The 25,427-nt window shown below is 59.7% G+C and carries 26 protein-coding genes; 6 read left to right on the top strand and 20 right to left on the bottom strand.

Going from position 1 to position 25,427, the window contains the following annotated elements; translation table 11 throughout:
* Positions 1 to 5: 5 nt before the first annotated feature.
* From AC1RKH_RS02560 to AC1RKH_RS02550, 3 genes are read right to left on the bottom strand one after another with little or no spacing between them, the layout of a single operon-like run.
* On the bottom strand, positions 6 to 881 hold the full coding sequence (locus tag AC1RKH_RS02560; RefSeq protein WP_493060972.1) for a rhomboid family intramembrane serine protease: 876 nt from the start codon (positions 879 to 881) through the stop codon (positions 6 to 8).
* Positions 878 to 1,852 carry a metallophosphoesterase gene (locus AC1RKH_RS02555; protein ID WP_493061375.1) on the bottom strand — a complete coding sequence of 325 codons (975 nt, stop codon included), beginning with the start codon at positions 1,850 to 1,852 and terminating at the stop codon, positions 878 to 880. Before AC1RKH_RS02555 ends, AC1RKH_RS02560 begins: the two co-directional genes overlap by 4 nt.
* Positions 1,849 to 2,739, bottom strand: coding sequence for an NAD(+) kinase (locus AC1RKH_RS02550; protein ID WP_095077121.1), 891 nt, complete (start codon positions 2,737 to 2,739; stop codon positions 1,849 to 1,851). The genes AC1RKH_RS02555 and AC1RKH_RS02550 overlap by 4 nt, the downstream gene beginning before the upstream one ends.
* A gap of 120 nt (positions 2,740 to 2,859) precedes the next feature.
* Here AC1RKH_RS02550 and AC1RKH_RS02545 point away from each other — a divergent pair, with 120 nt between their 5' ends.
* Positions 2,860 to 3,810, top strand: coding sequence for a DUF1853 family protein (locus tag AC1RKH_RS02545; RefSeq protein ID WP_493060971.1), 951 nt, complete (start codon positions 2,860 to 2,862; stop codon positions 3,808 to 3,810).
* 104 nt (positions 3,811 to 3,914) lie between these two features.
* Here the strand turns inward: AC1RKH_RS02545 and AC1RKH_RS02540 are convergent, their stop codons facing one another.
* The 4 genes from AC1RKH_RS02540 to AC1RKH_RS02525 form a co-directional block, all read right to left on the bottom strand.
* Positions 3,915 to 5,198, bottom strand: coding sequence for an arsenic transporter (locus tag AC1RKH_RS02540; RefSeq protein WP_493060970.1), 1,284 nt, complete (start codon positions 5,196 to 5,198; stop codon positions 3,915 to 3,917).
* Positions 5,199 to 5,242: 44 nt separating this feature from the next.
* Positions 5,243 to 5,590 (bottom strand): metalloregulator ArsR/SmtB family transcription factor, encoded by a 348-nt coding sequence (locus AC1RKH_RS02535; RefSeq protein WP_493060969.1) that lies wholly within the window; start codon positions 5,588 to 5,590, stop codon positions 5,243 to 5,245.
* 123 nt (positions 5,591 to 5,713) lie between these two features.
* Positions 5,714 to 6,817 (bottom strand): DUF2855 family protein, encoded by a 1,104-nt coding sequence (locus AC1RKH_RS02530; RefSeq protein ID WP_493060968.1) that lies wholly within the window; start codon positions 6,815 to 6,817, stop codon positions 5,714 to 5,716.
* Positions 6,818 to 6,916: 99 nt separating this feature from the next.
* Entirely contained in the window at positions 6,917 to 7,474 is a 558-nt protein-coding gene (locus AC1RKH_RS02525) for an NADPH-dependent FMN reductase (RefSeq protein WP_493060967.1), read from the bottom strand.
* Between the two features lie 184 nt (positions 7,475 to 7,658).
* Here AC1RKH_RS02525 and AC1RKH_RS02520 point away from each other — a divergent pair, with 184 nt between their 5' ends.
* Together AC1RKH_RS02520 and AC1RKH_RS02515 are read left to right on the top strand one after the other, a co-directional pair.
* Positions 7,659 to 7,895, top strand: coding sequence for a hypothetical protein (locus AC1RKH_RS02520; RefSeq protein WP_123424398.1), 237 nt, complete (start codon positions 7,659 to 7,661; stop codon positions 7,893 to 7,895).
* Between the two features lie 87 nt (positions 7,896 to 7,982).
* Positions 7,983 to 8,876 carry a LysR substrate-binding domain-containing protein gene (locus AC1RKH_RS02515; RefSeq protein WP_493060966.1) on the top strand — a complete coding sequence of 298 codons (894 nt, stop codon included), beginning with the start codon at positions 7,983 to 7,985 and terminating at the stop codon, positions 8,874 to 8,876.
* On the opposite strand, the gene AC1RKH_RS02510 is transcribed toward AC1RKH_RS02515, so the two are convergent.
* The 11 genes from AC1RKH_RS02510 to AC1RKH_RS02460 all read right to left on the bottom strand — a co-directional run bounded on the left by AC1RKH_RS02510 (position 8,842) and on the right by AC1RKH_RS02460 (position 20,451).
* Positions 8,842 to 9,456, bottom strand: a complete 615-nt coding sequence (locus AC1RKH_RS02510) for a GNAT family N-acetyltransferase (protein WP_493060965.1) — start codon at positions 9,454 to 9,456, stop codon at positions 8,842 to 8,844. The genes AC1RKH_RS02515 and AC1RKH_RS02510 overlap by 35 nt on opposite strands.
* Before the next feature lie 14 nt (positions 9,457 to 9,470).
* Positions 9,471 to 11,726, bottom strand: coding sequence for an Orn/Lys/Arg family decarboxylase (locus AC1RKH_RS02505; RefSeq protein ID WP_493060964.1), 2,256 nt, complete (start codon positions 11,724 to 11,726; stop codon positions 9,471 to 9,473).
* Positions 11,727 to 11,992: 266 nt separating this feature from the next.
* The gene (dnaQ, locus tag AC1RKH_RS02500) at positions 11,993 to 12,751 is read right to left on the bottom strand and encodes a DNA polymerase III subunit epsilon (protein ID WP_493060963.1); all 759 of its coding nucleotides are present in this window, start codon (positions 12,749 to 12,751) and stop codon (positions 11,993 to 11,995) included.
* Between the two features lie 89 nt (positions 12,752 to 12,840).
* On the bottom strand, positions 12,841 to 13,614 hold the full coding sequence (locus tag AC1RKH_RS02495; RefSeq protein WP_123424393.1) for a 1,6-dihydroxycyclohexa-2,4-diene-1-carboxylate dehydrogenase: 774 nt from the start codon (positions 13,612 to 13,614) through the stop codon (positions 12,841 to 12,843).
* A gap of 151 nt (positions 13,615 to 13,765) precedes the next feature.
* Complete coding sequence (gene benC, locus AC1RKH_RS02490; protein ID WP_493060962.1) at positions 13,766 to 14,779, bottom strand: benzoate 1,2-dioxygenase electron transfer component BenC; 1,014 nt, start codon at positions 14,777 to 14,779, stop codon at positions 13,766 to 13,768.
* Between the two features lie 10 nt (positions 14,780 to 14,789).
* Positions 14,790 to 15,278, bottom strand: coding sequence for a benzoate 1,2-dioxygenase small subunit (gene benB, locus AC1RKH_RS02485; RefSeq protein WP_493060961.1), 489 nt, complete (start codon positions 15,276 to 15,278; stop codon positions 14,790 to 14,792).
* Positions 15,275 to 16,639, bottom strand: a complete 1,365-nt coding sequence (gene benA / locus AC1RKH_RS02480; protein ID WP_493060960.1) for a benzoate 1,2-dioxygenase large subunit — start codon at positions 16,637 to 16,639, stop codon at positions 15,275 to 15,277. Before benA ends, benB begins: the two co-directional genes overlap by 4 nt.
* 268 nt (positions 16,640 to 16,907) lie before the next feature.
* Positions 16,908 to 17,864, bottom strand: coding sequence for an AraC family transcriptional regulator (locus AC1RKH_RS02475; protein WP_493060959.1), 957 nt, complete (start codon positions 17,862 to 17,864; stop codon positions 16,908 to 16,910).
* A 156-nt stretch (positions 17,865 to 18,020) separates the two neighbouring features.
* Positions 18,021 to 18,950 (bottom strand): catechol 1,2-dioxygenase, encoded by a 930-nt coding sequence (catA, locus tag AC1RKH_RS02470; protein WP_493060958.1) that lies wholly within the window; start codon positions 18,948 to 18,950, stop codon positions 18,021 to 18,023.
* 51 nt (positions 18,951 to 19,001) lie between these two features.
* Positions 19,002 to 19,292: a muconolactone Delta-isomerase gene (gene catC, locus AC1RKH_RS02465; protein ID WP_493060957.1), complete on the bottom strand. Its 291-nt coding sequence runs from the start codon at positions 19,290 to 19,292 to the stop codon at positions 19,002 to 19,004.
* 10 nt (positions 19,293 to 19,302) lie between these two features.
* The gene (locus AC1RKH_RS02460; RefSeq protein ID WP_493060956.1) at positions 19,303 to 20,451 is read right to left on the bottom strand and encodes a muconate cycloisomerase family protein; all 1,149 of its coding nucleotides are present in this window, start codon (positions 20,449 to 20,451) and stop codon (positions 19,303 to 19,305) included.
* 127 nt (positions 20,452 to 20,578) lie between these two features.
* On the opposite strand from AC1RKH_RS02460, the gene AC1RKH_RS02455 reads away from it, so the two are divergent.
* A complete protein-coding gene (locus AC1RKH_RS02455) occupies positions 20,579 to 21,469 on the top strand; it encodes a LysR family transcriptional regulator (protein ID WP_123424386.1) in 891 nt (296 codons plus the stop codon).
* 96 nt (positions 21,470 to 21,565) lie between these two features.
* Here the strand turns inward: AC1RKH_RS02455 and rnhA are convergent, their stop codons facing one another.
* Complete coding sequence (rnhA, locus tag AC1RKH_RS02450) at positions 21,566 to 22,018, bottom strand: ribonuclease HI (protein ID WP_123424385.1); 453 nt, start codon at positions 22,016 to 22,018, stop codon at positions 21,566 to 21,568.
* A gap of 92 nt (positions 22,019 to 22,110) precedes the next feature.
* The gene (locus AC1RKH_RS02445; protein WP_493060955.1) at positions 22,111 to 22,869 is read right to left on the bottom strand and encodes a class I SAM-dependent methyltransferase; all 759 of its coding nucleotides are present in this window, start codon (positions 22,867 to 22,869) and stop codon (positions 22,111 to 22,113) included.
* 65 nt (positions 22,870 to 22,934) lie between these two features.
* Between AC1RKH_RS02445 and gloB the strand changes: the two genes are divergently transcribed.
* The gene (gloB, locus tag AC1RKH_RS02440) at positions 22,935 to 23,702 is read left to right on the top strand and encodes a hydroxyacylglutathione hydrolase (RefSeq protein ID WP_493060954.1); all 768 of its coding nucleotides are present in this window, start codon (positions 22,935 to 22,937) and stop codon (positions 23,700 to 23,702) included.
* A 99-nt stretch (positions 23,703 to 23,801) separates the two neighbouring features.
* The gene (locus AC1RKH_RS02435; protein WP_123424382.1) at positions 23,802 to 25,226 is read left to right on the top strand and encodes a transglycosylase SLT domain-containing protein; all 1,425 of its coding nucleotides are present in this window, start codon (positions 23,802 to 23,804) and stop codon (positions 25,224 to 25,226) included.
* Positions 25,227 to 25,427 lie beyond the last annotated feature (201 nt).

The raw sequence follows: 25,427 nt of genomic DNA, 5'->3' as shown, positions 1-25,427 counted from the left end.
GCGATTTATTGGACAGAGAGTTTACGGCGACCGTACAAGCCGCCCAACAAACCGGTGAGGCATCCGACGAGTAACCCGCCGACGTGCGCCGCATTGGCAATTTCGCCGAAGCCGATCATCGAGATCAGCCCGGACATGCACAGCAGCAGCCACACCAGCATCATCACCAATACCCCGCGAGGCAGACGATACGCCGGGTTCGGCGACAGCAACTGGTAGATCCAGCAATGCCCGAGCAAGCCGTAAAGCACCCCGGACAGGCCGCCAAACAAAGTCGGGCCGCCGTAATAATATTGGGCGAAGTTCGACACCAGGCTGAACAACAACGTCAGCCCCAGCAGATTGATACTGCCCTGACGCGACTCGATGCGTCGCCCCAGTTCCCAGTACCACATGCCGTTCATGGCCAGGTGGAGAACGCCGAAGTGGATCAGCATCGGCGTCACCAGACGCCACCACTGCCCCGCCGCCAGGCTGTCGGCCAACGGCGTGAAGTGGATGTACTCGCCCACCACCCGGAATTCGAGGAAGGTGAACCAGTGCATCGTGTCGAGGTTTTCACCGAGCAAGGTCACCGCGCCGACGATCATGCTCAGCAGCAGAATCAGCGCGGTCACCGGGCTGCTGCGCAATTGCTCGACGAACCCTGGACGCTGGATATTCGCTTGTGCAGCAGGGATATCCAGCTGATGCTCGGGATCGCCCGCAGGAAAACGTTCGTACAGCGCACGCACGTCTTCGCTGATAGCGTCAGGCACCCAGAGCACCTGCTCACCGGCTTCTTCGCTGACCCGATGTGGTACGTGCATGCGTTGCAGCAATTTGACGAAACCACTCAGATCCACCGCCAGTGGCAGACGTAATACAGCAACAGCACTCATTGCAGCTCCTCTGGCCGTTCAACATCGACCCAGACAAATTTGCGTGGATCAAGGCGGGTTTCCTGGTCCAGACGATAGGCAACCAATTTACCGTACAGCACCGCGCTGTAATCCAGGCAGGCCAGGTTCGGACGGATCGGCGCCGGTTTGCCACTGCGCCAGTAGTGGCCGACAAACAATAGTGGCTCGTCGATGCCGTAGCGCAACAGCGTGTCCTTCTCTACCGGCGACAGCGGCGTCCGCGCCACGGGCTCGGGCAAGGCGTCTGGCTGGAACACAATGTCGCCGTAGGTTTGCGGGTTGTCTTCCCAGAATTTGGTGCGAAAGAACGAACGCGTCAGACCGTCGCCGCTGGTCATGGTCAAACCGTGCGGCAAGCGCATGTCGGTGCCGCGCAGCAAACGGTCGAACGCCATGCAGGCGAAACTGCCGGAAACCGCCGCCGCCTGGACGAAGTGCTCATCGACGCGGCCATCGGGATGTTGCGCGCGCAGCACGTCGATCAGGCCACCGTCCCAACAGGCGTGGACCACCCGGAAGCGCCCGGCATCGACAAACAGCGGCATCTCGTAGAACCACGCGAGAAAGTCGTGCCAGTCGGCCGGGTGATTGGCAAACTGTGTCAGGGTTTCATCGATCAGCCGTGCATGCCGTGGCGTGTGATCACGCACGTACTGTTTGCCGCTACCGGGCGGTGCCGGCGTGCTCCAGCCGAGCGCGTTGAATTCATGGTTGCCCATGATGCACAGCGCCTGGCCGGCCTCGACCATGTCGTGAACGATGTGCAGCGCTTCGCGAATCCGCGGGCCACGGTCGATCACATCACCGAGAAATACGGCCATACGTGACGGATGGCGCCAGATGCCAGCTTGTTTGTGATACCCGAGTCGGTCCAGCAAATGCTCAAGGGTATGAGCGCAACCGTGCACGTCACCGATCAGGTCGTAGCTACGCGCGGGATCGAGCATCAGTCGCCTCCACCACCCAACCGGCTGCCCCAGCCAAGCTTGGTCCGGCAGACTTCGTAGTAGTTGTGATCCAGCGGATGAATCAACCGCAGTTTTTGCGCCTTCTTGCTCACGGTGATGGTGTCACCGGGGGCGCAGGTGAAGTGGTTCTGCCCGTCACAGGAGACTTGCGGGTAAATCTGCATATCCTTCGACACGACGATTTTCAGCTCGCTGTTGCCATCGACCACAATCGGCCTTCCTGACAAGGTATGGGGGTACATCGGCACAATCACAATGGCATCGAGCTTGGGATGCATGATCGGGCCGCCTGCCGACAGCGCGTAAGCGGTCGAACCGGTGGGTGTGGCGACGATCAGGCCGTCGGCTTTTTGGCTGCAGACGAACTGGCCGTCGATGTACAACTCGAACTCGATCATCCGCGTCGACTTGCCGGGGTGCAGCACTACGTCATTCAGCGCATCGCCCTGACCTATGGCCTCGGCATGACGGCGAACTTCGGCCTGCAACAGAAAGCGGTTTTCGACCAGGTAGTGCCCGTCGAGCACTTCGGCGACTTTGGTTTCCAGTTCATCCGGACGGATGTCGGTCAGAAAGCCCAGGTTGCCGCGGTTGATCCCCAGCACCGGAATGTTGTGCCGGGCCAATGCCCGGGCGGCGCCCAGCAGGCTGCCGTCACCGCCAACGACAATCACCATGTCACAGACTTCGCCGAGCATCTTGCGCGATGAGGTTTGCAGGCCATGGCCGGGCAGGACCTCAGCAATGGTGTCCTCGAGAATGACATGCAAGTGCCGGTCAAGCAGGAATCTCTTCAGTCGGCGAACGGTATCCAGCACCTGTGAACTGCCCAGGCGACCGATGATGCCGATATTGCGAAATTGCTCCATGGGGCTCCTAGTCAGGATCTGTTGACGCTTGGTCTGTGACGGCGAAAAACACGATTATGGGCGAAAGCGGGCCGTAGACAAAATCCTTTCAGCCGCGAACCAAAGCGCTATGCTCGCAAGATGACCTTATTTCCTGGCTTGCTCACCCTGCCCCGCCAGTTGCGCCATCCCGAAGTGCGCGACCTGGCCTGGGTCATCCTCGCGCCACCGATGCTCAGCGAAACACCCTGGCCACAACGCCATCCACTCACTGGCAGCGACTGGGTACAAGCGCCCGAACGACTGGAGCACTGGCTGCGGCAGCTGGATCAGGACAGCCGTGAATTGCAGCGCTGGCTGGCGCTCGGCGCGACTCGTCGGCTGGGCTTGTATTACGAGCGGCTCTGGCAGTTTGCCGTGCAGCACGCGCCGGGAATCGAGCTGATTGCCGCCAACCTGCCGATTCGCCGCGAAGGTCATACCCTCGGCGAGCTGGACATGCTGCTGCGTGACCGCGACGGTGTGCATCATCTGGAACTGGCGATCAAGCTGTATCTGGGACCGCAAAACGGCGACGGCCACGACACCGCCCAGTGGCTTGGCCCGGGATGTCACGACCGACTGGACCGCAAACTGGCGCATCTGGCCCACCATCAACTGCCAATCTCTGCTCGCCCCGAAAGCCGCGAAGCCTTGGCCGCACTGGATATCCTGCAGTTCAGCGCACACCTGTGGCTGGGCGGTTATCTGCTGTATCCATGGCCAGGCGAAGCTCAGTCACCGGACGGTGCCCACCCGCACCACCTCAAGGGTTGCTGGTTGCATCAGCGAGACTGGGTGCACTTCATCGCCCAGAGCTCACCCGGTCGTTGGCAACCGCTGCCACGCCACGCCTGGCTCGCACCTGCCCACTACCCTGCCGAGCACACCTGGGACCGCACGCAACTCGAGACCTGGCTGACAGCGCTAGACGCTCAAGCGCCTGCGCAGTTGCTGGTACGCCTGACCGAAAACGGCGACGGAGACTGGGAAGAAGCCGAGCGGTTGTTTCTGGTGGCTGATTTGTGGCCGAACGTGCCGGGGCAGAGTTGAGCTTTGTGCCGCCTGAACCGGCCTCATCGCGAGCAGGCTCGCTCCCACAGGGGTACGCGTTCCAAATGTGGGAGCGAGCCTGCTCGCGATAGGGTCGACACGGTCTAGATAGACAGGCGCAATGCCAACGCCGCCAGGGTCACCAGCAATACCGGCACCGTCAGCACGACCCCGACCTTGAAGTAATACCCCCAGCCAATCCGGATATTCTTGCGCTCCAGCACATGCAACCAAAGCAACGTCGCCAGACTACCGATCGGGGTGATTTTCGGCCCCAGATCGCTGCCGATCACGTTGGCGTAGATCATGGCTTCTTTCACCACCCCGGTGGCCTGGCTGGCATCGATCGACAACGCACCGATCAGCACTGTCGGCAGATTGTTCATGATCGACGACAACAGCGCAGTCAGCAGCCCGGTGCCCATGGCGGCGCCCCACACACCGTAATCCCCAAACACGTCCAGCCAACCGGCCAGGTGCGCGGTCAGTCCGGCGTTACGCATGCCGTAGACCACCAGGTACATGCCCAGGGAGAAAATCACGATGTGCCACGGTGCTTCTTTCATCACCTTGCGCGTTGATATCTTGTGCCCACGGGCGGCGATGGCCAGCAGCAATGCCGCGCACACCGCCGAAATCGCGCTGATGGGAATCCCCAACGGCTCCAGGGCAAAACAGCCGAGCAGCAAAATCACCAGCACACACCAACCGGCAAAGAAGGTTGCCTTGTCGTGAATCGCAGTCTTCGGGTCTTCCAGCTGCTGCGGATCGTAATCAGCCGGAATGTCCCGCCGGAAGAACCACAGCAACACCGCCAACGTCGCCGCGACGGCCACCAGATTGACCGGCACCATGACCGCCGCATAGCGGTTGAATCCAATGTGGAAGAAGTCCGCAGAAACGATGTTCACCAGGTTCGACACCACCAGCGGCAGACTCGCGGTATCGGCGATAAATCCGGCGCCCATGACGAACGCCAGCGTCGCTGTCGGAGAAAACCGCAAAGCCAGCAGCATCGAAATCACGATAGGCGTGAGGATCAATGCCGCGCCATCGTTGGCGAACAAAGCCGATACCAGCGCCCCGAGCAACACCATGTAAGCGAATAGCTTGCGCCCGTTACCCTGCCCCCAGCGAGCCACATGCAACGCCGCCCAGGCAAAGAAACCCGCCTCGTCCAGCAACAGGCTGATGATGATCAGTGCGACAAACGTCCCGGTGGCGTTCCAGATGATCTCCCACACCAGCGGGATATCGCTGACGTGTACCACGCCAGTGAGTAGCGCCAGCACCGCCCCCAGTACTGCACTCCAGCCTACGCCGAGGCCTTTGGGTTGCCAGATCACCAGGGTGATGGTCTGGAGAAAAATCAATGACGCGACGAGCATGCGAAACAGCCTTGAACAATGGGTAAAAAAAGATGAAGGGGGAGTCAGCAGCAGCGGATCGGACGGTCATCCATCGCCTGCAGACGCGCGATGTCAGCGGCAAGCCAGACACCGTTGGCAGCCAGCGCGCCTTGCAACAACGTCACGACCCACGGAGATAATTGCGGGTGCAGGCGATAGAAAACCCATTGCCCCTGGCGACGGTCCGCCAGCAATCCATGGCTGCGCAATTGCGCCAGGTGACGGGAGATTTTCGGCTGGCTCAGGTCCAGCGCAGCAGTCAGCTCGCACACGCACAACTCACCCTCTCGGGCGATCAGCAAAGCGATACGACTGCGAGTGTCATCGGCTAGCGCCTTGAACACATCGACAGGATTGCGGGAATCGGGCATGGAAGTGAGAACGCCTGAACAAACGAAGCGAGAATATATGGAATTTCGAATATAGGGTAAAGCGGGTAAGTGAAAACCGGGCGATTAACCGTGTCGTAAGCCCCCTAAGCATGCGAAACCGCCTCACAAACGGATCACATGCCCTTCGATTGGTGCGATCTGCCCATGAAACAGCCGTGAAATAACCGCCTGTGCGGCTTCAAGCCCATCACTCTCCACCACCTTGAGCAATGGATTGGCCGGTGCCGTCACTTGCCGATAAAACTGCTGCACCGCCTCGCCGATGTACTGGCTGAGCCGCTGCGCGCCCCATTCGGCGTTGCGTTTTCGAATCTGGATCGGGGCAAAGAAAAACGCCGGCTGCGGCCCTGTTATAGCGCTCAATTGCGCCTCATCAGTGCTTTGGGTAGAACCTACAAAGCAGCTGTAAACCAATCGCTCGGCGAAATGCTGATGCACTTGGTCGCGTAAATCCAGATCGCCGGAAAAATCCACGTACAAGGTCTGACGGTCAGTGGGCAACGACGCCAACTCGGCATACCCGAGCGTGCGCTCGTAACACCCTAGATGCTCGACAAACGCCTTGTTCCCCGCCGACGTCAGTGCCACTCGCTCCAGATCCGACTGGCCCGCCAGGCAAACAGCCGTGCCAAAAGCGGTTTTACTCGAAGCACTGGAGAACACCAGACGAGTCGCACCGAAGAACTGATTGTCCTGAAGGAAGTCTGCCAACATCAACGACGTCAAAAACAGCGGGGTTAGCAGAATTTGCAGGTTTTCGTTCTCCGGGCTGTAGTACCTGTCCCAGCTGCAACGGGTGTATTGGTTGTAAACCGATAGCAGTGTTTGCCGGTGCGGCGCGGCGTCATGAAAACCACGCTTGGTCACCCGCTCCGGGCGCACCCAGAGATGACTGGCCAGTGGGAAGTACCCGTAAAAGCGCTCCCCTAGCGCAATGCCATCGACCTCAGAAGCCAGCACATCGGCAAAACCCCAGGCCGGGATCTGGCCCCATTCCGATTGCCCTGTCGGAAAGAACTCCCAGTAATGCATCGAGTCGCCATAGGCTGCGTAGGTGATGTTATTGGTGGTCAGAGCGCAGCGATCAATCTTCAGGATCACCTCGCCAACTGCCGGAATCAGGCTGTGCTGCTCATACTCGACACGACTCTGGTCGATGGCGTTTTTACGGGTGATCAGCCGTGTGACCGTGGTCGGACTTTGCATTGTTCAGACTCCTTGTCGCGTCGCTGTCCAAAATAGAATGATTCGATCAACAGTCGACTGGCCAGCGCTTCCCGAGTGCAAGCGCTGGCCCCCGACCGATCAGGCCTTTTTAAATTGCTCGACCCACTCGGCGTAGGCATTGATGAATTTCTGCAAAAACGGCCGAACCGATTCGGTCACTTTGCCCGAGTCGTCGAACGCCGAACCAGCGTTGCTCAGGTAGGCTTCCGGTTGTTGCATGCAGGGCACATTGAGAAACACCATGGATTGGCGCAAATGGTGGTTGGCGCCGAAACCACCGATCGCGCCAGGCGAAGCACTGATTACCGCACCCGGTTTACCGCCCCAGACACTCTTGCCATAAGGGCGGGAACCGACGTCAATCGCGTTCTTCAAAGGGGCAGGCACCGAGCGGTTATATTCCGGTGTCACAAACAGCACCGCGTCGGATGAACTCACCTGATCTCGGAAAGTGCTGTAGGCTGCCGGCGGGGTTACGTCGATGTCTTCGTTATAGAGCGGCAGATCACCAATCTCGACGATGTTCAGCCTGAGGTTCGCCGGCGCCAGTTCAGCCAGCGCCAGCGCGACTTTGCGGTTGATCGACTGTTTTCTCAAGCTGCCAACCAGGACAGCAATCGTATAGACCTTGCTCATCGGAAACTCCCGACTATCTGGCTAAAGGAGCCTGTAGTTATAGATGATTCGGCAGTACTTCACGTGCTCCGTGTCGCGGAATGGCGGTTAAATACTATTTTTTTCCTGTAGGAAAACTTACCACGCTTATCGACGGTCTACAGAACCGCAAATTGAGTGACTTATCTCCAGAGGTTCTAAGCAGATGGCAGCAGTACTCGTCGGACAATTCCATGCAAGAGACGCGGAAGGCCGTGTTTATTCAGTGCATGAGTTCCAGGAATCCACCCCGTCGCAGGACGGTATCGCCGGCTCTGCGCCTGTCACCACCTATAAGCTGGCTATTGGCGATCGCATCAACAAACTCGATGACAACGAATTTGTCCTGGTGCAATCGGGCGTTACCATCACCCGCGAGCCTGAATCAAACGTCGCCTCATAAACCACCGTTATGAGCTGAAGTCATAGGCACGGACTTGGGTTAGGATTCAGTCACTGACCCCTCACCTGCTGAACATGGACTTCACGCATGCGTTTACGTCATATCGAAGTGATCCAGGCGCTCCTGCAAACCGGTCATCTGGGCACCGCTGCCGAGATGCTGCAATTGCCGGTGGCCGGGGTCGAGGGGATTTTGCGCGAAGCCGAGGATCAACTCGGCTTCATGCTGTTTGCCAGCGTACGCGGGCGTTTGCAGGCCACCCGTGAGGCGCGGGAGTTGCAGGTCGAGATCGCTCACGTCTTTGACGCGCTTGAACCAGTGCAGCGGCTGGCCAACAGCCTCAAACAGTACCTGGCGCCCCCCTTGCGGATCATTTGCACGCCGCCCTTGGCGCAACAGTTGTTGCCGCACGGCATCGCCACCCTGCGTCGGCGTTTTCCGGATGCGCCCTGCTCGCTGCTCAGCCAGCCCACCCGTGAAATCGTCAGAAGCCTGCTGCTGCGTGAGAGCGATCTTGGCTTGAGCCTGCACGACCCCGACCACCCCGACATTCAGTGCCAGATCATTGCCCAAGGCAAACTCCAGCTCCTGGCGCCTCACGGCTGGCTGCAACCCAGGCAAAAGTACATTTCCGTGCAGGACCTGGCCGGCCAATCGATGGTCGGGCTCGAAGGTCACGATCCGCTCAGCGTGATGTTCGAGAGCAAACTGCACGCCTTGCGCCCGGCACCGGTGGTGCAAACCCGGGTCCAGACCCATCAGATGATGCGCAGCATGGTGGAGGCCGGCGAAGGCCTGGCGATCGTCGACCCGTTTACCGCGATCGGCGCCAAGGCCAGCGGACTGGACGTTTGCCCGCTGTCACCGGCGGTGCCGATCAGCCTTTATGCCTTGACCCTGAACAACGTCGCCCCCTCTCCCGCGATTCAGGCCTTACTGGACATCATCAAGGAACAAGCCGAGGCGCTGTTGACGGGGTAAGCGGATTTTCCAACGGATTGTCGAACAGCCGATACCAGAACAACGCCACCTCCGCCGTTTGCGGGTCGATACCGCGATAGCGCAGATGATCGATGCCACCGATCACATAACCGCAACGCTCATACAGCCGGCAGGCTCCCAGGTTGTTGTTCTGGGTTTCCAGCATGATGCCCGGCAGTTTCTTCTTGCGACTCCAGAACTGCGCAACGTCCAGCAACGCCTTGGCCACCCCGTGGCGACGCGCCGGAGCGTGCACCGCCAGCTCATCGATATGGGCAAAACCGTTCCAGTTGGTACTGACCACGATGTGCCCTACCGGATGGTCATCGAGAAACGCCATGAAGATCGCACTGTCGGCCGCGTCCCGGTAACTGGCGAACTCTTGCGGGTCGATGCCGTAGCATTTGCGGTAGGGCGTAACGGTTTCCAGCGCCCACTGATCCACCGGTTTATCGATCTCTGCGGCGGCGTAAGCCCGGACTTCAAAACTGAAGTCACTGCCCCAGATATACGCAGCAAATCCTTGATCGGCGACACGTACCGCCAGACCTGGATGCTTGGGATTGATGACCGGTTGCATACTCGGAAAAGTCCTCAAAGCTTGATGCAATCGACGGTATAACACCGCCCATTGCCCTCGTCTTCGTGCTGCAAGCCGTGCACATCGGCGACGAAACCCGGGAAGCTGCTGTCGAACGTGCGGGCGAATGCCAGGTAATCGATGATCGAGCGAGTCGACTCGGTGAAGCGTTCGCCGGGCATGATCAACGGAATCCCTGGCGGGTACGGCACCAGCATCACCGCCGCGATACGCCCCTGCAACTGGTCGATGGACACCGCCTCGACCTCGCCCCGGACCAATTGATCATAGGCATCGGCCGGTTTCATGGCGATCTCTGGAAGCACGGTGTACATGCGCTTGAGGTGCTTGGCGGTGGCATTGCTGCGGTAGCAGGCGTGCAATTGGTCACACAGGTCGCGCAGCCCCATGCCTTGATAACGCGCCACGTCTCGTTGTGCGACGCACGGCAGACACGCCGCCAGACTGATGTTGGCGTCGTAGCTGCGTTTGAATTCGAGCAACTCAGTGAGCAAAGTGCTCCATTTGCCCTTGGTGATGCCCATGGAAAACAGCACCAGGAATGAATACAGGCCGGTCTTCTCCACCACCAGCCCACGCTCCCAGAGGAACTTGCTGACCACTGCCGCCGGAATCCCCCGCTCGCTCAGTGCGCCACCGGCCGTCAGACCCGGCATCACCAGCGTCACTTTGATCGGGTCCAGCAACACGTAATCCTCGGCGATGTCGCCAAAGCCATGCCAGTCGGCTTCGGGCTGCAACAGCCAGTCCGAGGTCGTCACCTTGTCGATCCCCTCCACCAGCGGCGGCTGCCAGATGGAGAACCACCAGTCATCGGCAGCGATGTGCTGACGCAGGTTGGCCAGCGCCCGGCGAAAGCTCAGCGCCTCATCGAACATTTCCTGCAACAGCGACCGGCCGGCCGGGCCTTCCATCATAGCCGACGCCACATCCAGCGAGGCGATGATGCTGTACTGCGGCGACGTGGAGATGTGCATCATGAACGCTTCATTGAAGCGGTCGCGGTCCAGTTGCCGGGCGCCGCCATCCTGCACGTGAATCATCGACGCCTGACTGAAAGCCGCGAGCAATTTGTGAGTGGAATGGGTGGTGAACACCAGCGGGCTGTCTTCAGTGCGCGAGGTGCCCATGCCATAACGCCCGGCGAAGAACTCGTGAAACGCCGCATAGGCGTACCAGGCTTCGTCGAAGTGCAGGACTTCGACGCTGTTGCCCAGGGTCTGTTTGATCAGCTCGGCGTTGTAGCAGAGGCCGTCGTACGTCGAATTGGTCACCACCGCCAGCTTGACCTTCGGCTCTCGACCCTTGGTCAGCGGGCTCGCGTCGATCTTGGCCTTGATCGATTCGCGGCTGAATTCGCTCAGCGGGATCGGCCCGATGATCCCCAGTTCATTGCGCTCCGGACACAGGTACAACGGGATCGCCCCGGTCATGATGATCGAGTGCAACACCGATTTGTGGCAGTTGCGGTCCACCAGCACCAGATCGTCACGCGCGACCATGGCTTGCCAGACGATCTTGTTGGCGGTCGAGGTGCCATTGATCACGAAAAACGTGTGATCGGCGCCGAAATTACGCGCAGCGCGAGCCTCGGCTTCCGCCAGTGGCCCGGTGTGGTCCAGCAATGAGCCGAGTTCCGGCACCGAGACCGACAGGTCCGAACGCAAGGTGTTCTCGCCAAAAAACTGGTGAAATGCCTGCCCTACCGGACTTTTGTGATAGGCCACGCCACCACCGTGCCCTGGGGTGTGCCAGGAATAGTTGGAATCGGCGGTGTGTTGCACCAGGGCCTTGAAAAATGGCGGAAGCAAGCCATCAAGGTAATTACGCGCCGCGCGGGCGACCTGGCGCGCCAGAAACGGCACGGTGTCTTCGAACAGATAAAGAATGCCGCGTAACTGGTTCAGTTCGCTCATGGCATCGGCCGGGGCGTTTTCCAGCGTCACTTGCTCGCCCAGGGCGAAAATCGGCAAATTCGGCGCACGGGCGCGAGCCACACGAATCAATTCGACCATGTTCTGTAAAAGATGGGTGTTTTCCCCGGCGCCTTCGGCAGCGATCAACATGCATGCGAGGCCGTGGTGGGTCGAGGCGACCAGCCGCCCTTCGGCGTAATCCACCGCCGAAAAGATACTGAAGCCTTCCTGTTCCAGTTCCCGGGCGATACCGCGCACACGATCACCGGCGACCGTGTCAGCCTTGATGTCGCGGTGGACAATAAGGACCGGGAACTTCAAGTCTTTATACATGGGGCTCGGTGTCCTGAGGCGGCAGACCGTGGTCTGCCAATACACTCAGGGTAGAGGGTTGAGGCCCTTGTGGCGAGCGAGCATTGCCCAACACCGCGATCCGTAGCAGCTGCCGAACCTGTGAGGCTGCGTTCGGCTGCGAAGCAGTCGCAATAGGTAAACGAGTTCCTGCAGAAAAACTGCGCATTGCTTGTTTGCGAGGACTTCGTCCTCGAACGCAGCCTCACAGGTTCGGCAGCTGCTACGGTAAGCGTGCAGCACCTTAATTATTGACTTGCCTTGGCCTCGGCCAGTTGGGTCCACAGTGCCGGAGCACCGGCGGACTTGGCGATGACTTCAAGGCGCGAGGCGTGCTCGGCCAGGTCCGCTTCACTGGCGCGAATGATCCGCGTCGGCCTGCGATCGGCTGGCAGACGACGAATCTCGCTCGCCTGATTACCCGAACCCTCGCCCGAACCGTTACCGTCAGACGCATTACCCGCCAGCGACAGACTGGTCTGGCCGCCGGTCATGGTCAGGTAAACGTCAGCGAGAATCTCGGAGTCGAGCAAGGCGCCGTGCAGCTCACGACCGGAGTTGTCGACGCCATAACGTTTGCACAAGGCATCGAGGCTGTTGCGCTGCCCTGGGTGACGCTCACGGGCCATCATCAGGGTGTCGAGGATCGAGCAATGCTGGGTGATATCCGCCCGATCCTGCTGACCCATCAGCGCGAATTCGTTGTTGATGAAGCCAACGTCGAACGCCGCGTTATGGATGATCAGCTGCGCGCCCTTGATGAATTCGAAGAACTCATCGGCCACTTCAGCGAAACGCGGCTTGCCCACCAGAAACTCGTTGGTAATACCGTGGACGCCAATCGCGCCCTCGTCACTTTCCCGGTCTGGTTGCAAATAAACGTGGAAATGCCGGCCCGTCAGGCGTCGACCGATCAACTCGACGCAACCGATCTCGATAATCCGGTGGCCGTCGGTCACCGGCATGCCGGTGGTTTCGGTGTCGAGCACCACCATCCTCTGAGCCATCGTTGTTCACCCCTTCTGTGTAGCGTTTACATAGGGGCGCGATGTTAACACAGAGCTTGAAAGGGCTCAGCCCAACCCTGTGGGCTACCTTAGCCCTGGTCACCGCCGCCGACCGGCATCACCAGACCGGTGATGTAGGCCGCGTCGTCAGAGGCCAGAAACAGAATCGCCCCGACCTGCTCGTCAATGGTGCCATAGCGTTTCATCAGGCTGCTGTCGACGGTTTGATCGACAATCTGTTGATACCAGACCTTCTCCTGCGGGCTCTGCTCGGCGCTGTTGCGCGGAATCCGCCGTGGCGGTGCTTGCGTACCGCCCGGCGCGGTGGCATTGACCCGCACGCCCCGTTCGGCGGTTTCAAACGCCAGGCACGCGGTGAGCGCATTGACCCCGCCCTTGGCCGCACCGTAAGGCACGCGATTGACTCCCCGTGTCGCAATGGACGACACGTTGACGATAGCGCCGCTGCCCTGCTCCAGCATGAACGGCAACGCCGCATGGCAGCACCACAGGGTTGGAAACAGCGAACGGCGGACTTCGGCTTCGATCTGTTGCTCTTCGTAGTGTTCGAAAGGCTTGGCCCAGATAGTCCCACCGACGTTGTTGACCAATATGTCCAAACGACCAAAGCGCTCGATCGCCGCCGTCATCACGCGGTTGCACTCGGCGTACTGTTCAAGGTCGGCGGTCAGGGTCAGTACTTCGCTGGTTTGCCCCAGCTGTTCTTGCAGCTCAAACACCAGTTCGGAGCGATCAACCAGCACCAGGCGTGCGCCCTCAGCCGCCATCCGCTCGGCGACGCGGCGGCCAATCCCCTGGGCCGCGCCGGTAATCAGTGCGACTTTTTCGTGGAATCTGTTCATTTCAAATCCTCAATGTCCCTGTTGGCATCCATAACCTGTGGGAGCGAGCTTGCTCGCGATGACGGCAGTGCATTCAACATTGATGGTGACTGGTCCGCCGCTATCGCGAGCAAGCTCGCTCCCACAAGGTTCGTGTCGGCGCCTGAATTGTTTACGCCGCGCTCGCAGCGAATTTTTCGTAGTAGAAGTTTTTCGGGGCGATACCCTGCTCGCGAATGAACTGGCTGACCGCCTCGACCATCGGCGGCGGGCCGCAGAGGTAGACGTCGACATCGCCGTCGTTCAGGTGCTGCCGCTCGATGTGCTGAGTGACGTAGCCCTTGAGCGGGTGCGCGCTTTGCGGGTTGGCCACGCAGGCGCTGAAGCTGAAGTTCGGGATCCGCGCAGCCAAGGCTTGCAGTCGGTCCAGTTCCACCAGGTCAAAATCGTTGGTCACGCCGTAGATCAAGTGCAACGGGTATGCGCTGCCCTGCTCGGCAATTTTTTCCAGCATGGCGGTGAACGGCGCCAAACCCGTGCCGCCGGCCAACAACAGCAACGGACGCTGAATGTCGCGCAGATAAAAACTGCCCAACGGCCCGGCCAGGCTCATGTTGTCGCCGGCCTTGGCGATGCTGGTGAGGAAGCTGCTCATCAGCCCACCTGGCACATTGCGGATCAGGAAGCTGACTTCACCGTCGCGTTGCAACGAGCTGAACGAATAGGCGCGGGTCTGCTCGCTGCCGGGCACGCCAAGGTTGACGTATTGCCCCGGCAGGAACGCCAGTTTGCTCAGTGCTTCGCCTTTGATCGACAGTGCAATCGTGCTGTCCGACAGCTGACGCACTTCACTGATCGCCGCACTGTAGCGGGTTTGTTGGGTACGGCAGACATCCGAGGACGCCGGCACCCGCACCACGCAATCGCTCTGGGCGCGCATCTGGCAGGTCAGCACAAAGCCCGCTTCGGCCTCCTCGCGGCTGAGAGCGTCTTCGATGTACTCCTCGCCCAGATCGTAACGCCCGGCCTCGGCGAAGCATTTGCAGGTCCCGCAAGCGCCGTCGCGGCAGTCCAGCGGAATGTTGATGCCTTGGCGATACGCGGCGTCGGCCACCGTTTCACCGGGGTTGGCCTCAACGAAACGGGTGACGCCGTCTTCAAAATTGAGTGCGATGGAATGAGTCATGACGGCCGCCTCACAGGTGATAGACATCGATGACCTGACGAACGTAGTCGTTCTTCAGGATCACTTTCTTGGCCTTGATCAGCGGGCTGTCGCCACGCACGTCGAGGGTGTAGAAACTGCTGCCGAAATAGCTGTCGACGGTCTTGTAGCGAAAGCTCAGGGTGTGCCAGTTGAAGCGCACCTTGCACAGCCCGTCGTCCTGCCCGAGCAGTTCGATGTTGCTGATGTTGTGCGAGGTTCGGGTGTCCGGCACGCTGGCGCTGGAGCGCTCGGTCTTGATCCGGAAAATACGGTCTTCAAGCCCTGTGCGGTTGCCGTACCAGATCAGCGAGATTTCCCGTTGCGGATCCTCGGTCAGCTCGTCGTTATCGTCCCAGGACGGCATCCAGAAGGTTGCGTCGGCGGCGTACAGTTCCAGCCAGTTGTCCCACTCCTTATCATCGAGGTAGCGCGCTTCGCGGTAGAGAAAATCGCGCACGGCGTCGTAAGTGATGCTCATGACAGTTCCTCCACCTTGATCATTGCCGACTGCTCTTCGCTCAAGGCCTTGAGCATGGTTTCCTGCCAGTACTTGTGTTGCAGCACGAACAGGCCTTCGTCTTCAGTGCGCACACCGCTGAGCAACGGGTGCAGATCGATCTCTTTGGCCGCCTCATCGGCCCCTTCAACCCAGTGCTCGGCGCCACGGGACATGTCGTTCCAGGCGGTGGTGCTGCCCTGGTAGCCCATCTGGCAGGAGCGGAATTCTTCGAGGTCGTCCGGAGTGGCCATGCCGCTGACGTTGAAGAAGTCTTCGTACTGACGAATCCGGCTCGAACGCGCGGTGTCGCTTTCGCCTTTGGGGGCAATGCAGTAGATGGTGATTTCGGTGCGGTTGACCGAGATCGGCCGGGCGATGCGGATCTGTGAACTGAACTGATCCATCAGGTACACGTTGGGGTACAGGCACAGGTTGCGCGAGTTCTCGATCATCCAGTCGGCGCGGGCCTGACCGAAATCCTTGGCCAACTCATCGCGGCGCTCGTACAGCGGCCGGTCTTCAGGGTTGGACCAACGGGTCCAGAGCAGCATGTGCCCCTTGTCGAAGGAGTAGAAACCACCGCCTTGTTTGGCCCAGGTGCCGGCGCTCATGGTCGGGTTCTCGTCACCGCATTCGCGCTGCTTGCGCTGGTTCTGGGTAGCGGCGTAGTTCCAGTGCACGGAGCTGACGTGGTAGCCGTCGGCGCCATTTTCGGCGGTGAGTTTCCAGTTGCCTTCGTAGATGTAGCTGCTGGAGCCGCGCAACACTTCAAGGCCATCGGCGGACTGGTCGACGATCATGTCGATGATCTTCGCCGACTCGCCCAGATGCTCGACCAGCGGCACCACATCGGCCTTGAGGCTGCCGAACAGGAAGCCACGATAGGATTCGAAGCGCGCAACCTTGGTCAGGTCGTGTGAGCCTTCGCAATTGAAGCTGGCCGGATAACCGGCCGACGCCGGATCCTTGACCTTGAGCAGCTTGCCGGAGTTGTTGAAGGTCCAGCCATGGAATGGGCACGTGTAGGAGGATTTGTTGCCGGTCTTGTGTCGGCAGAGCATCGCGCCACGGTGGCTACAGGCGTTGATGAAGGCGTTGAGTTCGCCGTCCTTGTTGCGCGCAATGAAAATCGACTGGCGGCCCATGGTGGTGGTGTAGAAATCGTTTTTGTTCGGAATCTGGCTCTCGTGGGCGAGGTACAGCCAGTTACCTTCGAAGATGTGTTGCATCTCGAGATCGAACAACCGTGGGTCGGTAAACATCTCCCGCTTGCAGCGGTAGATGCCCTGGTCTTTGTCTTCTTCAAGCAGGGAGTGAAGGTATTCGGGTCGCAGGGACATGGCCGCCGCCTCCATTGTTTTTATTCAGGCAGGCTCATGCTAGGGCGGGCGGCTACCGGACAATATCCGCTGGGTGCAGATCACTATCCGTTTTGTGCAAAGGGCGCCAATGATCGTCGATGGAACAACCAATCCCTGTGGGAGCGAGCTTGCTCGCGATAGCGGTAGTACATTCAACATTAATGTCGACTGACCCACCGCTATCGCGAGCAAGCTCGCTCCCACAAGTTGCGTGTCTTAACTGACAAACCGTGCACCAGGTTTTGCTTCAGTGGCGGCGCTTTAGGGTGTCCGACGGCAATTCGCCGAACTGTTTGCGGTAGCTTTCGGAGAACCGCCCCAGGTGCAAAAAGCCGTAATCCATGGCCAGCTCGGTCACGTTGCGCACCGTGCAGGTGGGGTCGCCGAGACAGGCGTTGACCCGCTCGAGCTTTTTCTGTCGGATGTAATTCTTCGGTGTGGTCGCCGCATTGCGCTCGAACAACCCATACAGCGAACGCAGGCTCATCTGTGCCTGGCGCGCCAGTTCTTCGCTGCAGATGTCCTGCTTGAGGTTGCGTTCGATGTAGTCGGCGATCAGCTCGAAGTTCGCCGACTGCGAGCCGAGGCTGAGGCGCCTGATGTTCGTTTTCATCAGGCTGAGCATCTTGCTCACGACAATTTGCGTGTAGTGCTCCTGAACCCGCGGCATGCGCTCGGTCGCTTCGGCCTCCTGGCAAACCATGCCCAGCAGGTTGACGAAGCCTTCAAGCTCATCCAGTTGGTAGCGATTCTCCAGAAACCGCACACCCTGCCCCGGGTGCAACCAGCGCTGCTCCTGGCACACCGATTCCAGCAGGCTGGTGGGCATTTTCACGATGAATTTTTCGCAATCGTCGGAGTACGTCAGGTCCACCGGATCGTCCGGATTGATCAGCAGCAGCTCACCGGGCGCAAAGTAGTGTTCCTGCCGATGACCGCGCCACAGACAGTTTCCGCGTAGCAGCACTTGCAAGTGATAGATGGTTTCCAGCGCCGGCGAAGTCACCCGCACGCTACCGCCATAGCTGATACGGCACAGGTCGAGGCTGGCGAATTTGCTGTGATTGAGACTGGCCTGAGGGCTGCCGCTTCTGGGTAAACGGATGCAATGGTTGCCCACGTGCTGATTGACGTAGCCCGACACCGCATAGGGGTCGGCCTGCTCAAACACTCTGCTGCGCTCACTTAATAGATGCGCTTGCATAACCGCTCACTCTCATTGTTTTTATCGGCTGCGATGGCGGTGCTTCTGAGCACTCCACCTCAGGCAAATCAGGCCCGGCCATTCTATGCGCGTCACCGCAAAGCGAAAAACCACGAGATAAACGGTCAGTTATCTCGTGGCCTGGACCAGCGTTGATCAGTTCTCCAGTGCACGCACCCGCTCGTGACGATGTTGTTCTTCTGGTTGCGCCGACGACTGCAGGGTGAAATCGAATTCGATTTCGGCAAATCGTCCGCTGATGCCGTGCTCGCGTGCACGCTGCTGATCATCACTGAAGGTGATTTTGGCGATCAGTTCGTCACGGGTGGCGTAGGCGAAATCGTCGTGCAGGTACTTGTCGCCATCCAGGTTGATCTGGGTGGTCAGGTGGCGATGGTCATCCGCCGAGATGAAGAAATGAATGTGCGCCGGACGCTGGCCATGACGACCCAGTTGATCAAGCAGTTGCTGGGTCGGACCGTCCGGTGGGCAACCGTAGCCCGACGGCACGATGCTGCGAAAACGATAGCGACCTTCGGCGTCGGTGACGATCCGCCGACGCAGGTTGAACTCTGACTGGCTGCCATCGAAGTACGAATAAGTGCCGCCCGTATTGGCGTGCCAGACATCCACCACGGCGCCGGCCAGCGGCTTGCCTTCGGTGTTCTTGACCTGTCCCTGCATGAACAGCACCACGCCCGGATCAACGCCGTCGTCCAGCCGCGCTTCGCCGTTGGACAACGGTGCGCCGGCGACATACAGCGGGCCTTCGATGGTGCGTGGGGTGCCACCGGTTTTACCGGCCTGCGCGTCTTCGGCATCCATCAGCAGGTCCAGATAGTGTTCCAGCCCCAAGCCGGCAACCAGCAGGCCCGCCTCTTGGCGCGCGCCCAGTTCGTTCAGGTAGTTGACGGCTTTCCAGAACTCTTCCGGGGTCACTTCAAGGTCTTCGATGATATTCACCGAATCACGCAGGATGCGGTAGATCAGCGCTTTGGCACGCGGGTTGCCACCGTCGTTGAGCAGACCGCTGGCCTCTTCGAGAAACTTTTGTGCGCTGGCAGTGTGGGAAATCTTGGCGTTCATGATTAATCCTCATCTTGTATTTATTAGAGTACAGAACTGGCAAACAACGGCTCAGCGATCATCCTCATGAATAGAGGAAGGATGCCTGCACATCGCGTTCACTTCGATAGCCATGTAGGGATAAAGCGGTAATTGCATCAGCAGGTCGTGCAGTTCCTGCACGCTCTCGACGTCGAACACGCTGTAGTTGGCGTAGAGCCCGGCGATGCGCCACAGATGGCGCCACTTGCCTTGCTGTTGCAGGCGCTGGGCCAGGTTTTTTTCGTCGAACTTGAGCTGAGCGGCGCGCTCTGGATCCATGTCGACCGGCAGGTTCACGGTCATCTTTACGTGGAACAACATGCTGTTCTCCTCAGACGGAATGAATGGCGGTGGAGGTTTTGTCGCGGCGGAAAAAAGCCAGGCGCTCTTCGTCCAGGCTCAGGCCGAGGCCGGGTGCCTGCGAAACGTGCAAATGGAAGTCGCGGTAAACCGGCGGCTCGCTGAGGATGTCTTCGGTCAGCAACAGCGGGCCGAACAGCTCGGTGTCCCAACTCAGCTCGTTCAACGTGAGGAACGCATGGGCCGAGGCCAGCGTGCCGATCCCGCCTTCAAGCATGGTGCCGCCGTACAGGCCGATGCCTGCCGCTTCGGCAATCGCCGCGGTCCGTAACACAGCGCGGGGGCCGCCATTTTTGGCGATCTTCAGCGCAAACACCGAAGCCGCGCCTTCACGCGCCAGGTTGAATGCATCTTCCACGCACTCGATCGACTCGTCCGCCATGATCGGTGCCGGGCTCATCGCATTGAGACGCACCATGCCGGCACGGTTGTTGCGCGAGATCGGCTGTTCGATCAGGTCGATACCATTGCCACCGAGAATCCTGCAGGCCCGCAATGCCACCGCTTCGTCCCAGGCCTGATTGACGTCGACGCGCACGCTGGCGCGGTCGCCCAAGGCTTTTTTGATCGCAATGACGTGAGCCAGGTCGCGGTCGACTTCGCCGGCACCGATCTTCAACTTGAAGATCCGGTGACGGCGCAGGTCGAGCATCTGCTCGGCTTCGGCGATGTCCTTGGCGGTATCGCCGCTGGCCAGCGTCCAGGCCACTGGCAACGAGTCACGTACGCGGCCACCGAGCAATTCGCTGACCGGCAGCCCGAGGCGCTTGCCGTGGGCGTCGAGCAAGGCCGTTTCGATACCGGATTTGGCGAAGGTGTTGCCGCGAATGCTGCGCTCCAGGCGCAACATCACCGCGTTGATGTTGCAAGCATCCTGCCCCAGCAACACTGGTGCGAAGTGCTTGTCGATGTTGGTCTTGATGCTGTCCGGGCTTTCATTGCCGTAGGCCAGGCCACCGATGGTGGTCGATTCACCGATGCCTTCGATGCCGTCTTTGCTGCGCACCCGGATGATGACCAGCGTCTGATTCTGCATGGTGTGCATTGCCAGCTTGTGCGGGCGGATGGTCGGTAGATCGACGATGATCGTCTCGATCGATTCAATGGCAGAAGAAAGCATGTCGATACCCGTCAGGTTCTTGAAGTTCTGTGACGGATTCTCGTACGGCTTTTTTCAGGGTTCCAATATAGAATTGGTCTGGATCAATACCTTAAAGGTATTCACCATCCTCGACTGTGGAGGGCTCATGGAGCTGCGTCATCTGCGTTACTTTCAGGTGCTGGGTCAAACCCTGAATTTCACCCGCGCCGCCGAACGCCTGCACATCGCTCAGCCACCGTTGAGCCGGCAGATTCAGCAACTGGAAGATGAACTCGGGGTGGTGTTGCTGGAGCGCGGCAGGCCCTTGCGCCTGACCGAAGCCGGGCGGTTTTTCCTTGAGCACTCCAGTGCCCTGCTCGAACAGTTGAACAAAGTCTGCGACAACACCCGACGCATCGGCCTGGGCGAAAAGACCTGGCTGGGTATCGGTTTCGCCCCTTCGACCCTGTATGGCGTGTTGCCGGAACTGATTCGCCGCCTGCGCAGCAATGAGCCGCTGGAACTGGAATTGGGTCTCTCGGAAATGACCACGCTGCAACAGGTGCAAGCGCTCAAGGCCGGACGTATCGACGTCGGCTTCGGGCGAATCCGCATCGACGACCCGGCGATCATCCAGACCGTATTGAACGAGGACAGACTGGTCGCGGCCCTGCCCGCTGGCCATCCACTGTTGGCCGGCCCCATCAGCCTCACCGAGTTGGCCGATGAACCGTTTGTGCTCTACCCCGGCAATCCCCGCCCCAGCTACGCCGACCATGTGATCGCGCTGTTCGAGTCCTACGGTGTGAGCATCAAAGTCGCGCAATGGACCAACGAGCTGCAAACCGCCATCGGCCTGGTGGGCGCCGGTATCGGCGTCACGCTGGTGCCGGCCTCGGTGCAGTTGCTGCACCGCGATGACATCGGTTTTACCCCGGTACTGGAAACCAATGCGACTTCGCCGATCATCCTGAGTCGACGTGTCGGCGATGTGTCACCGGGGTTGAGTCATTGCTTGAAGATGATCGAGGAGTTGCGATTGCGCGATCCGAAATGACCGCCTTTGAATCAAAAGATCGCAGCCTTCGGCAGCTCCTACGTTGGAATGCGTCCCCTGTAGGAGCTGCCGCAGGCTGCGATCTTTTAAGGCGCGTCAGTCCTGCTTGTAACCGCGGACGTCGTCGACGCCACGGTTGGCCAACTGGTCGGCGCGTTCGTTGCCGGGATGCCCGATGTGGCCGCGCACCCACTTCCAGGTGACATTGTGGCGATTGACCTGTTCGTCGAGCAGTTTCCACAGATCAGCGTTTTTCACCGGCTCTTTCGCCGCTGTTTTCCAGCCGCGTTTCTTCCAGTTGTCCATCCACTCATTGATGCCTTTCATCACGTATTGCGAGTCGGTGACCAGCAATACATCGCAGGAACGCTTGAGTTCTTCGAGGCCGCGAATCGCGCCCATCAGTTCCATGCGGTTGTTGGTGGTATTGGCTTCGCCGCCCCAGAGTTCCTTTTCAACGCCCTTGCACACCAGCAGTGCGCCCCAGCCGCCTGGGCCGGGGTTGCCCTTGCAGGCGCCATCGGTGAAGAGTTCTACGCTATCGCTCATGCCAACCTATCCAGAAAATGTCTGTGGCCTGCCGATCAATGACCGACAACGCCCGAGGCCGGGCTAGCCCGGCCGGGAAAATAAATAGTTTATTACGGCTTGCTGTCGCGTCGATTGACCTTGGCCATCGGCAACGGAATCAACTTGCCCATCGGCTCGCGGCGCACCTGGCGGACCGGCCGCAAGCCAACGACGATCTTGCGCGCCACCAATAAATAGAAGCCGCCACCGGACAACTGCCAGTCACCGGCCTTGCGCTCCCAACCCGCCAGGCGGGCTTGCCATGCCGGGGATGCAAGCGGCGGACGATAGCACCCGAAGCGGCGTTTCTCCAGCGCAAACCCCAGCAGGTTGAGCCAGTCGGCGACCCGCGACGGCGAAATGCAGCGCGCCTTGCGCATGGCGTCATTGGCAAACACATGGCGCAGCCCCCAACTGCTCCAGGGGTTGATACCGACGATCAACAGGTGCCCGCCGGGACGCACCGCGCTGGCGGCTTCACGCAGCAGGCCATGAGGCGACAGGCAGAAATCCAGCCCGTGCTGCATCACCACCACGTCGGCAGCGTGCTCACTGATCGGCCAGGCCTGTTCTTCGCAAACAATCTCGACGCCCGGCAACGGTGCCCCGAGGCGTACGTTACGTTGTACTTGCGGTGCCGAGGGTGGCGTTTCGGCCGAAGGACCGTAATGCACCAGGTAACCGCCAAAGAAGCGCCCCAACTCGTCTTCGAGCATCCGGCGCTCTTCATCCAGCAAAAATTGCCCGACAGGACCTGACAGCCACTCGCGGGCGGCGCCGATCAATGCCAGCCAGTCAGGATCAGCCTGAGCGAACGCTTTATCGGTCATTGCATTCTCCAACTCGCCTAGAAGCTCTAAGATGCACCAATGTTTTCCGCTTGGCGAATCCCGCGATGATACAGATCAGTGCCCTTCCCGCCTTCACCGACAACTACATCTGGTTGTTACAGGACCACCGCAGCCAGCGTTGCGCCGTGGTCGATCCGGGTGACGCCGCGCCCGTGCAGGCCTGGCTGTCCATGCATCCGGAATGGCAGCTCAGCGATATTCTGGTGACTCATCACCACCATGATCACGTCGGTGGCGTCGAGCAGCTAAAAAAAGCGACAGGCGCCACGGTCTACGGCCCGGCAAACGAAAACATCCCCGGGCGGGACGTCGCCCTGAACGATAACGACCGCGTTACCGTGCTCGGTTGGGAGTTCGACGTGTTTGCGGTGCCAGGCCACACCCTGGGTCATATCGCTTACTACCATCATGGCCTGCTGTTCTGTGGCGACACCCTGTTCGCCGCCGGTTGCGGTCGCTTGTTCGAAGGCACGCCCGCGCAAATGCACCACTCCCTCAGCCGCCTGGCCGCACTGCCCGAAGACACGCTGGTGTACTGCACCCACGAGTACACCCTGAGCAATCTGCGCTTTGCCGCCGCGGTCGAGCCGAATAATCCGGACATTGCCGAACGTCTCGAGAAAGTCTCCCAATTACGCGAGGCCGGACGCACGTCGCTGCCGTCGACCCTGGCGCTGGAGAAGCTCACCAACCCTTTTCTGCGTACTGGCGAAACATCTGTTAAAGAAAAAATAGACGAACGGAATGGCCCTAATAACCGGGACCAAAGTGAGGTTTTTGCGGCTCTTCGGGCTTGGAAAGATAAGTTCTAAGCGGGGCCACTATTGGTCCAAAAATTCTGAATGGTTGACCGCACCCCGTGCGCTTTCTAGAATCGCCCGACATTTTTGCCCGGAACTAACTTCCAGCCAATGTCGTCATCTATACGTAAATCCATCAATTCAGACGCATTGACCCGCCTGGCTCAAGCCATCGCGGTGGCTGTGTCCGCCACTCTGGCGGGCTGCCAAAGCACCAGTCATGTGCCGCAAACCGACGCGACACATACGCTTTCCGCCCGGACCAAGCAAAAACCCATCTGGCTCAGCGAAAAGCCATCGCCGCTAGCCGCGCAGGACGTCTGGGAGCGTATGCGCCAAGGCTTCCAGTTGCAGGACGGGCTGGGCGTCAACCCGCGTATCGAGCAACAACGCCTGTGGTTTGCCAGCAACCCATCGTTTCTTCAAGGCGCCAGCGAACGCGGCAGCCTGTACATTCATTACATCGTCGAACGCCTTGAAGAACGCAACATGCCGCTGGAGCTGGCACTGCTGCCAGTGATCGAAAGCGCCTACAACCCGATGGCCTACTCGCGCTCCGATGCGGTCGGCCTGTGGCAGTTCATCCCGTCCACCGGGCGTTACTTCAACCTGCGTCAAACCCGCTTCTACGACGGTCGTCGCGACATTACCGCGTCGACCATCGCGGCGATGGACTACCTGACCCGCCTGCACGACATGTTCAACGGTGACTGGCTGCTGGCCCTGGCGGCCTACAACGCCGGTGAAGGCACGGTCAGCCGGGCCATCGAGCGTAACGAAAAGCTCGGTCTGCCCACCGACTACTGGAACCTGCCGCTGCCGGCGGAAACCCAGGCGTATGTGCCCAAGCTGCTGGCCTTGTCGCAAGTGGTGCTGTCGCCGGAAGCCTATGGCGTAAACCTCAATCCAATCGCCAACCGCCCCTACTTCGAAGTCGTCGAAATCAACCAGCGCATGGACCTGTCCAAGGTTGCCGAAGTGGCCAACATCGACGAAGACGAGCTGTTCCAGCTCAACCCGGCCTTCAAGCAACGCACCACCATCGACGGTCCCCAGCATTTGCTGGTGCCAACCTCCAAGGCACAATTGCTGACCGCCAGCCTGTCGACCATGAAGCCCGAAGACCTGATCAGCAAGCGTGAGCTCAAGCCGGTTTTCGAAGGTGCCGACGACACAGAGCTGGCAAAGCTCAAGCGCAGCTATCGGGTCAAGCGCGGCGATAACCTGACGCAGATCGCCAAGGCCAACAAAGTCGACGTCAAGGACCTGCAACACTGGAACAAGCTGACCGGCAAGGACCTCAAGGTCGGCCAGACCCTGGTGATGCGAGATACCAGCAAGCGCAGCACACGCACCAGTACGGTGGTTGCGGCCAACAACAAGAAACAGACCCAGTACAAGGTCAAGCAAGGCGACTCGCTGTACATGGTCGCCAAGCGCTTCAACGTTGAGATGCAACACCTCAAGCGCTGGAATCCACGTGTTGGCCAGGCCCTCAAACCAGGGCAGATGCTGACGGTTTCTTCCCCGCATTAAGTCGCGCCCTAGGCATTAGGGCTTTTGTGGCGAGGGAGCTTGCTCCCGCTCGCCTGCGCAGCAGGCGTGAACCCCGTGTATGCGATGTGCCTGAAAGAACCGGATGACATGTTTTGGGGCTGCTTCGCAGCCCAGCGGGAGCAAGCTCCCTCGCCACACCCCCCCCTACCTTTTTCCTGTCGATACAAGCTGTTACTGTAC

The sequence above is a fragment of the Pseudomonas sp. GW822-FHT06B12 genome, assembly GCF_058799675.1.
Note: the sequence above shows the minus strand (reverse complement) of the source record. Positions and strands in the feature narration are given on the sequence as shown.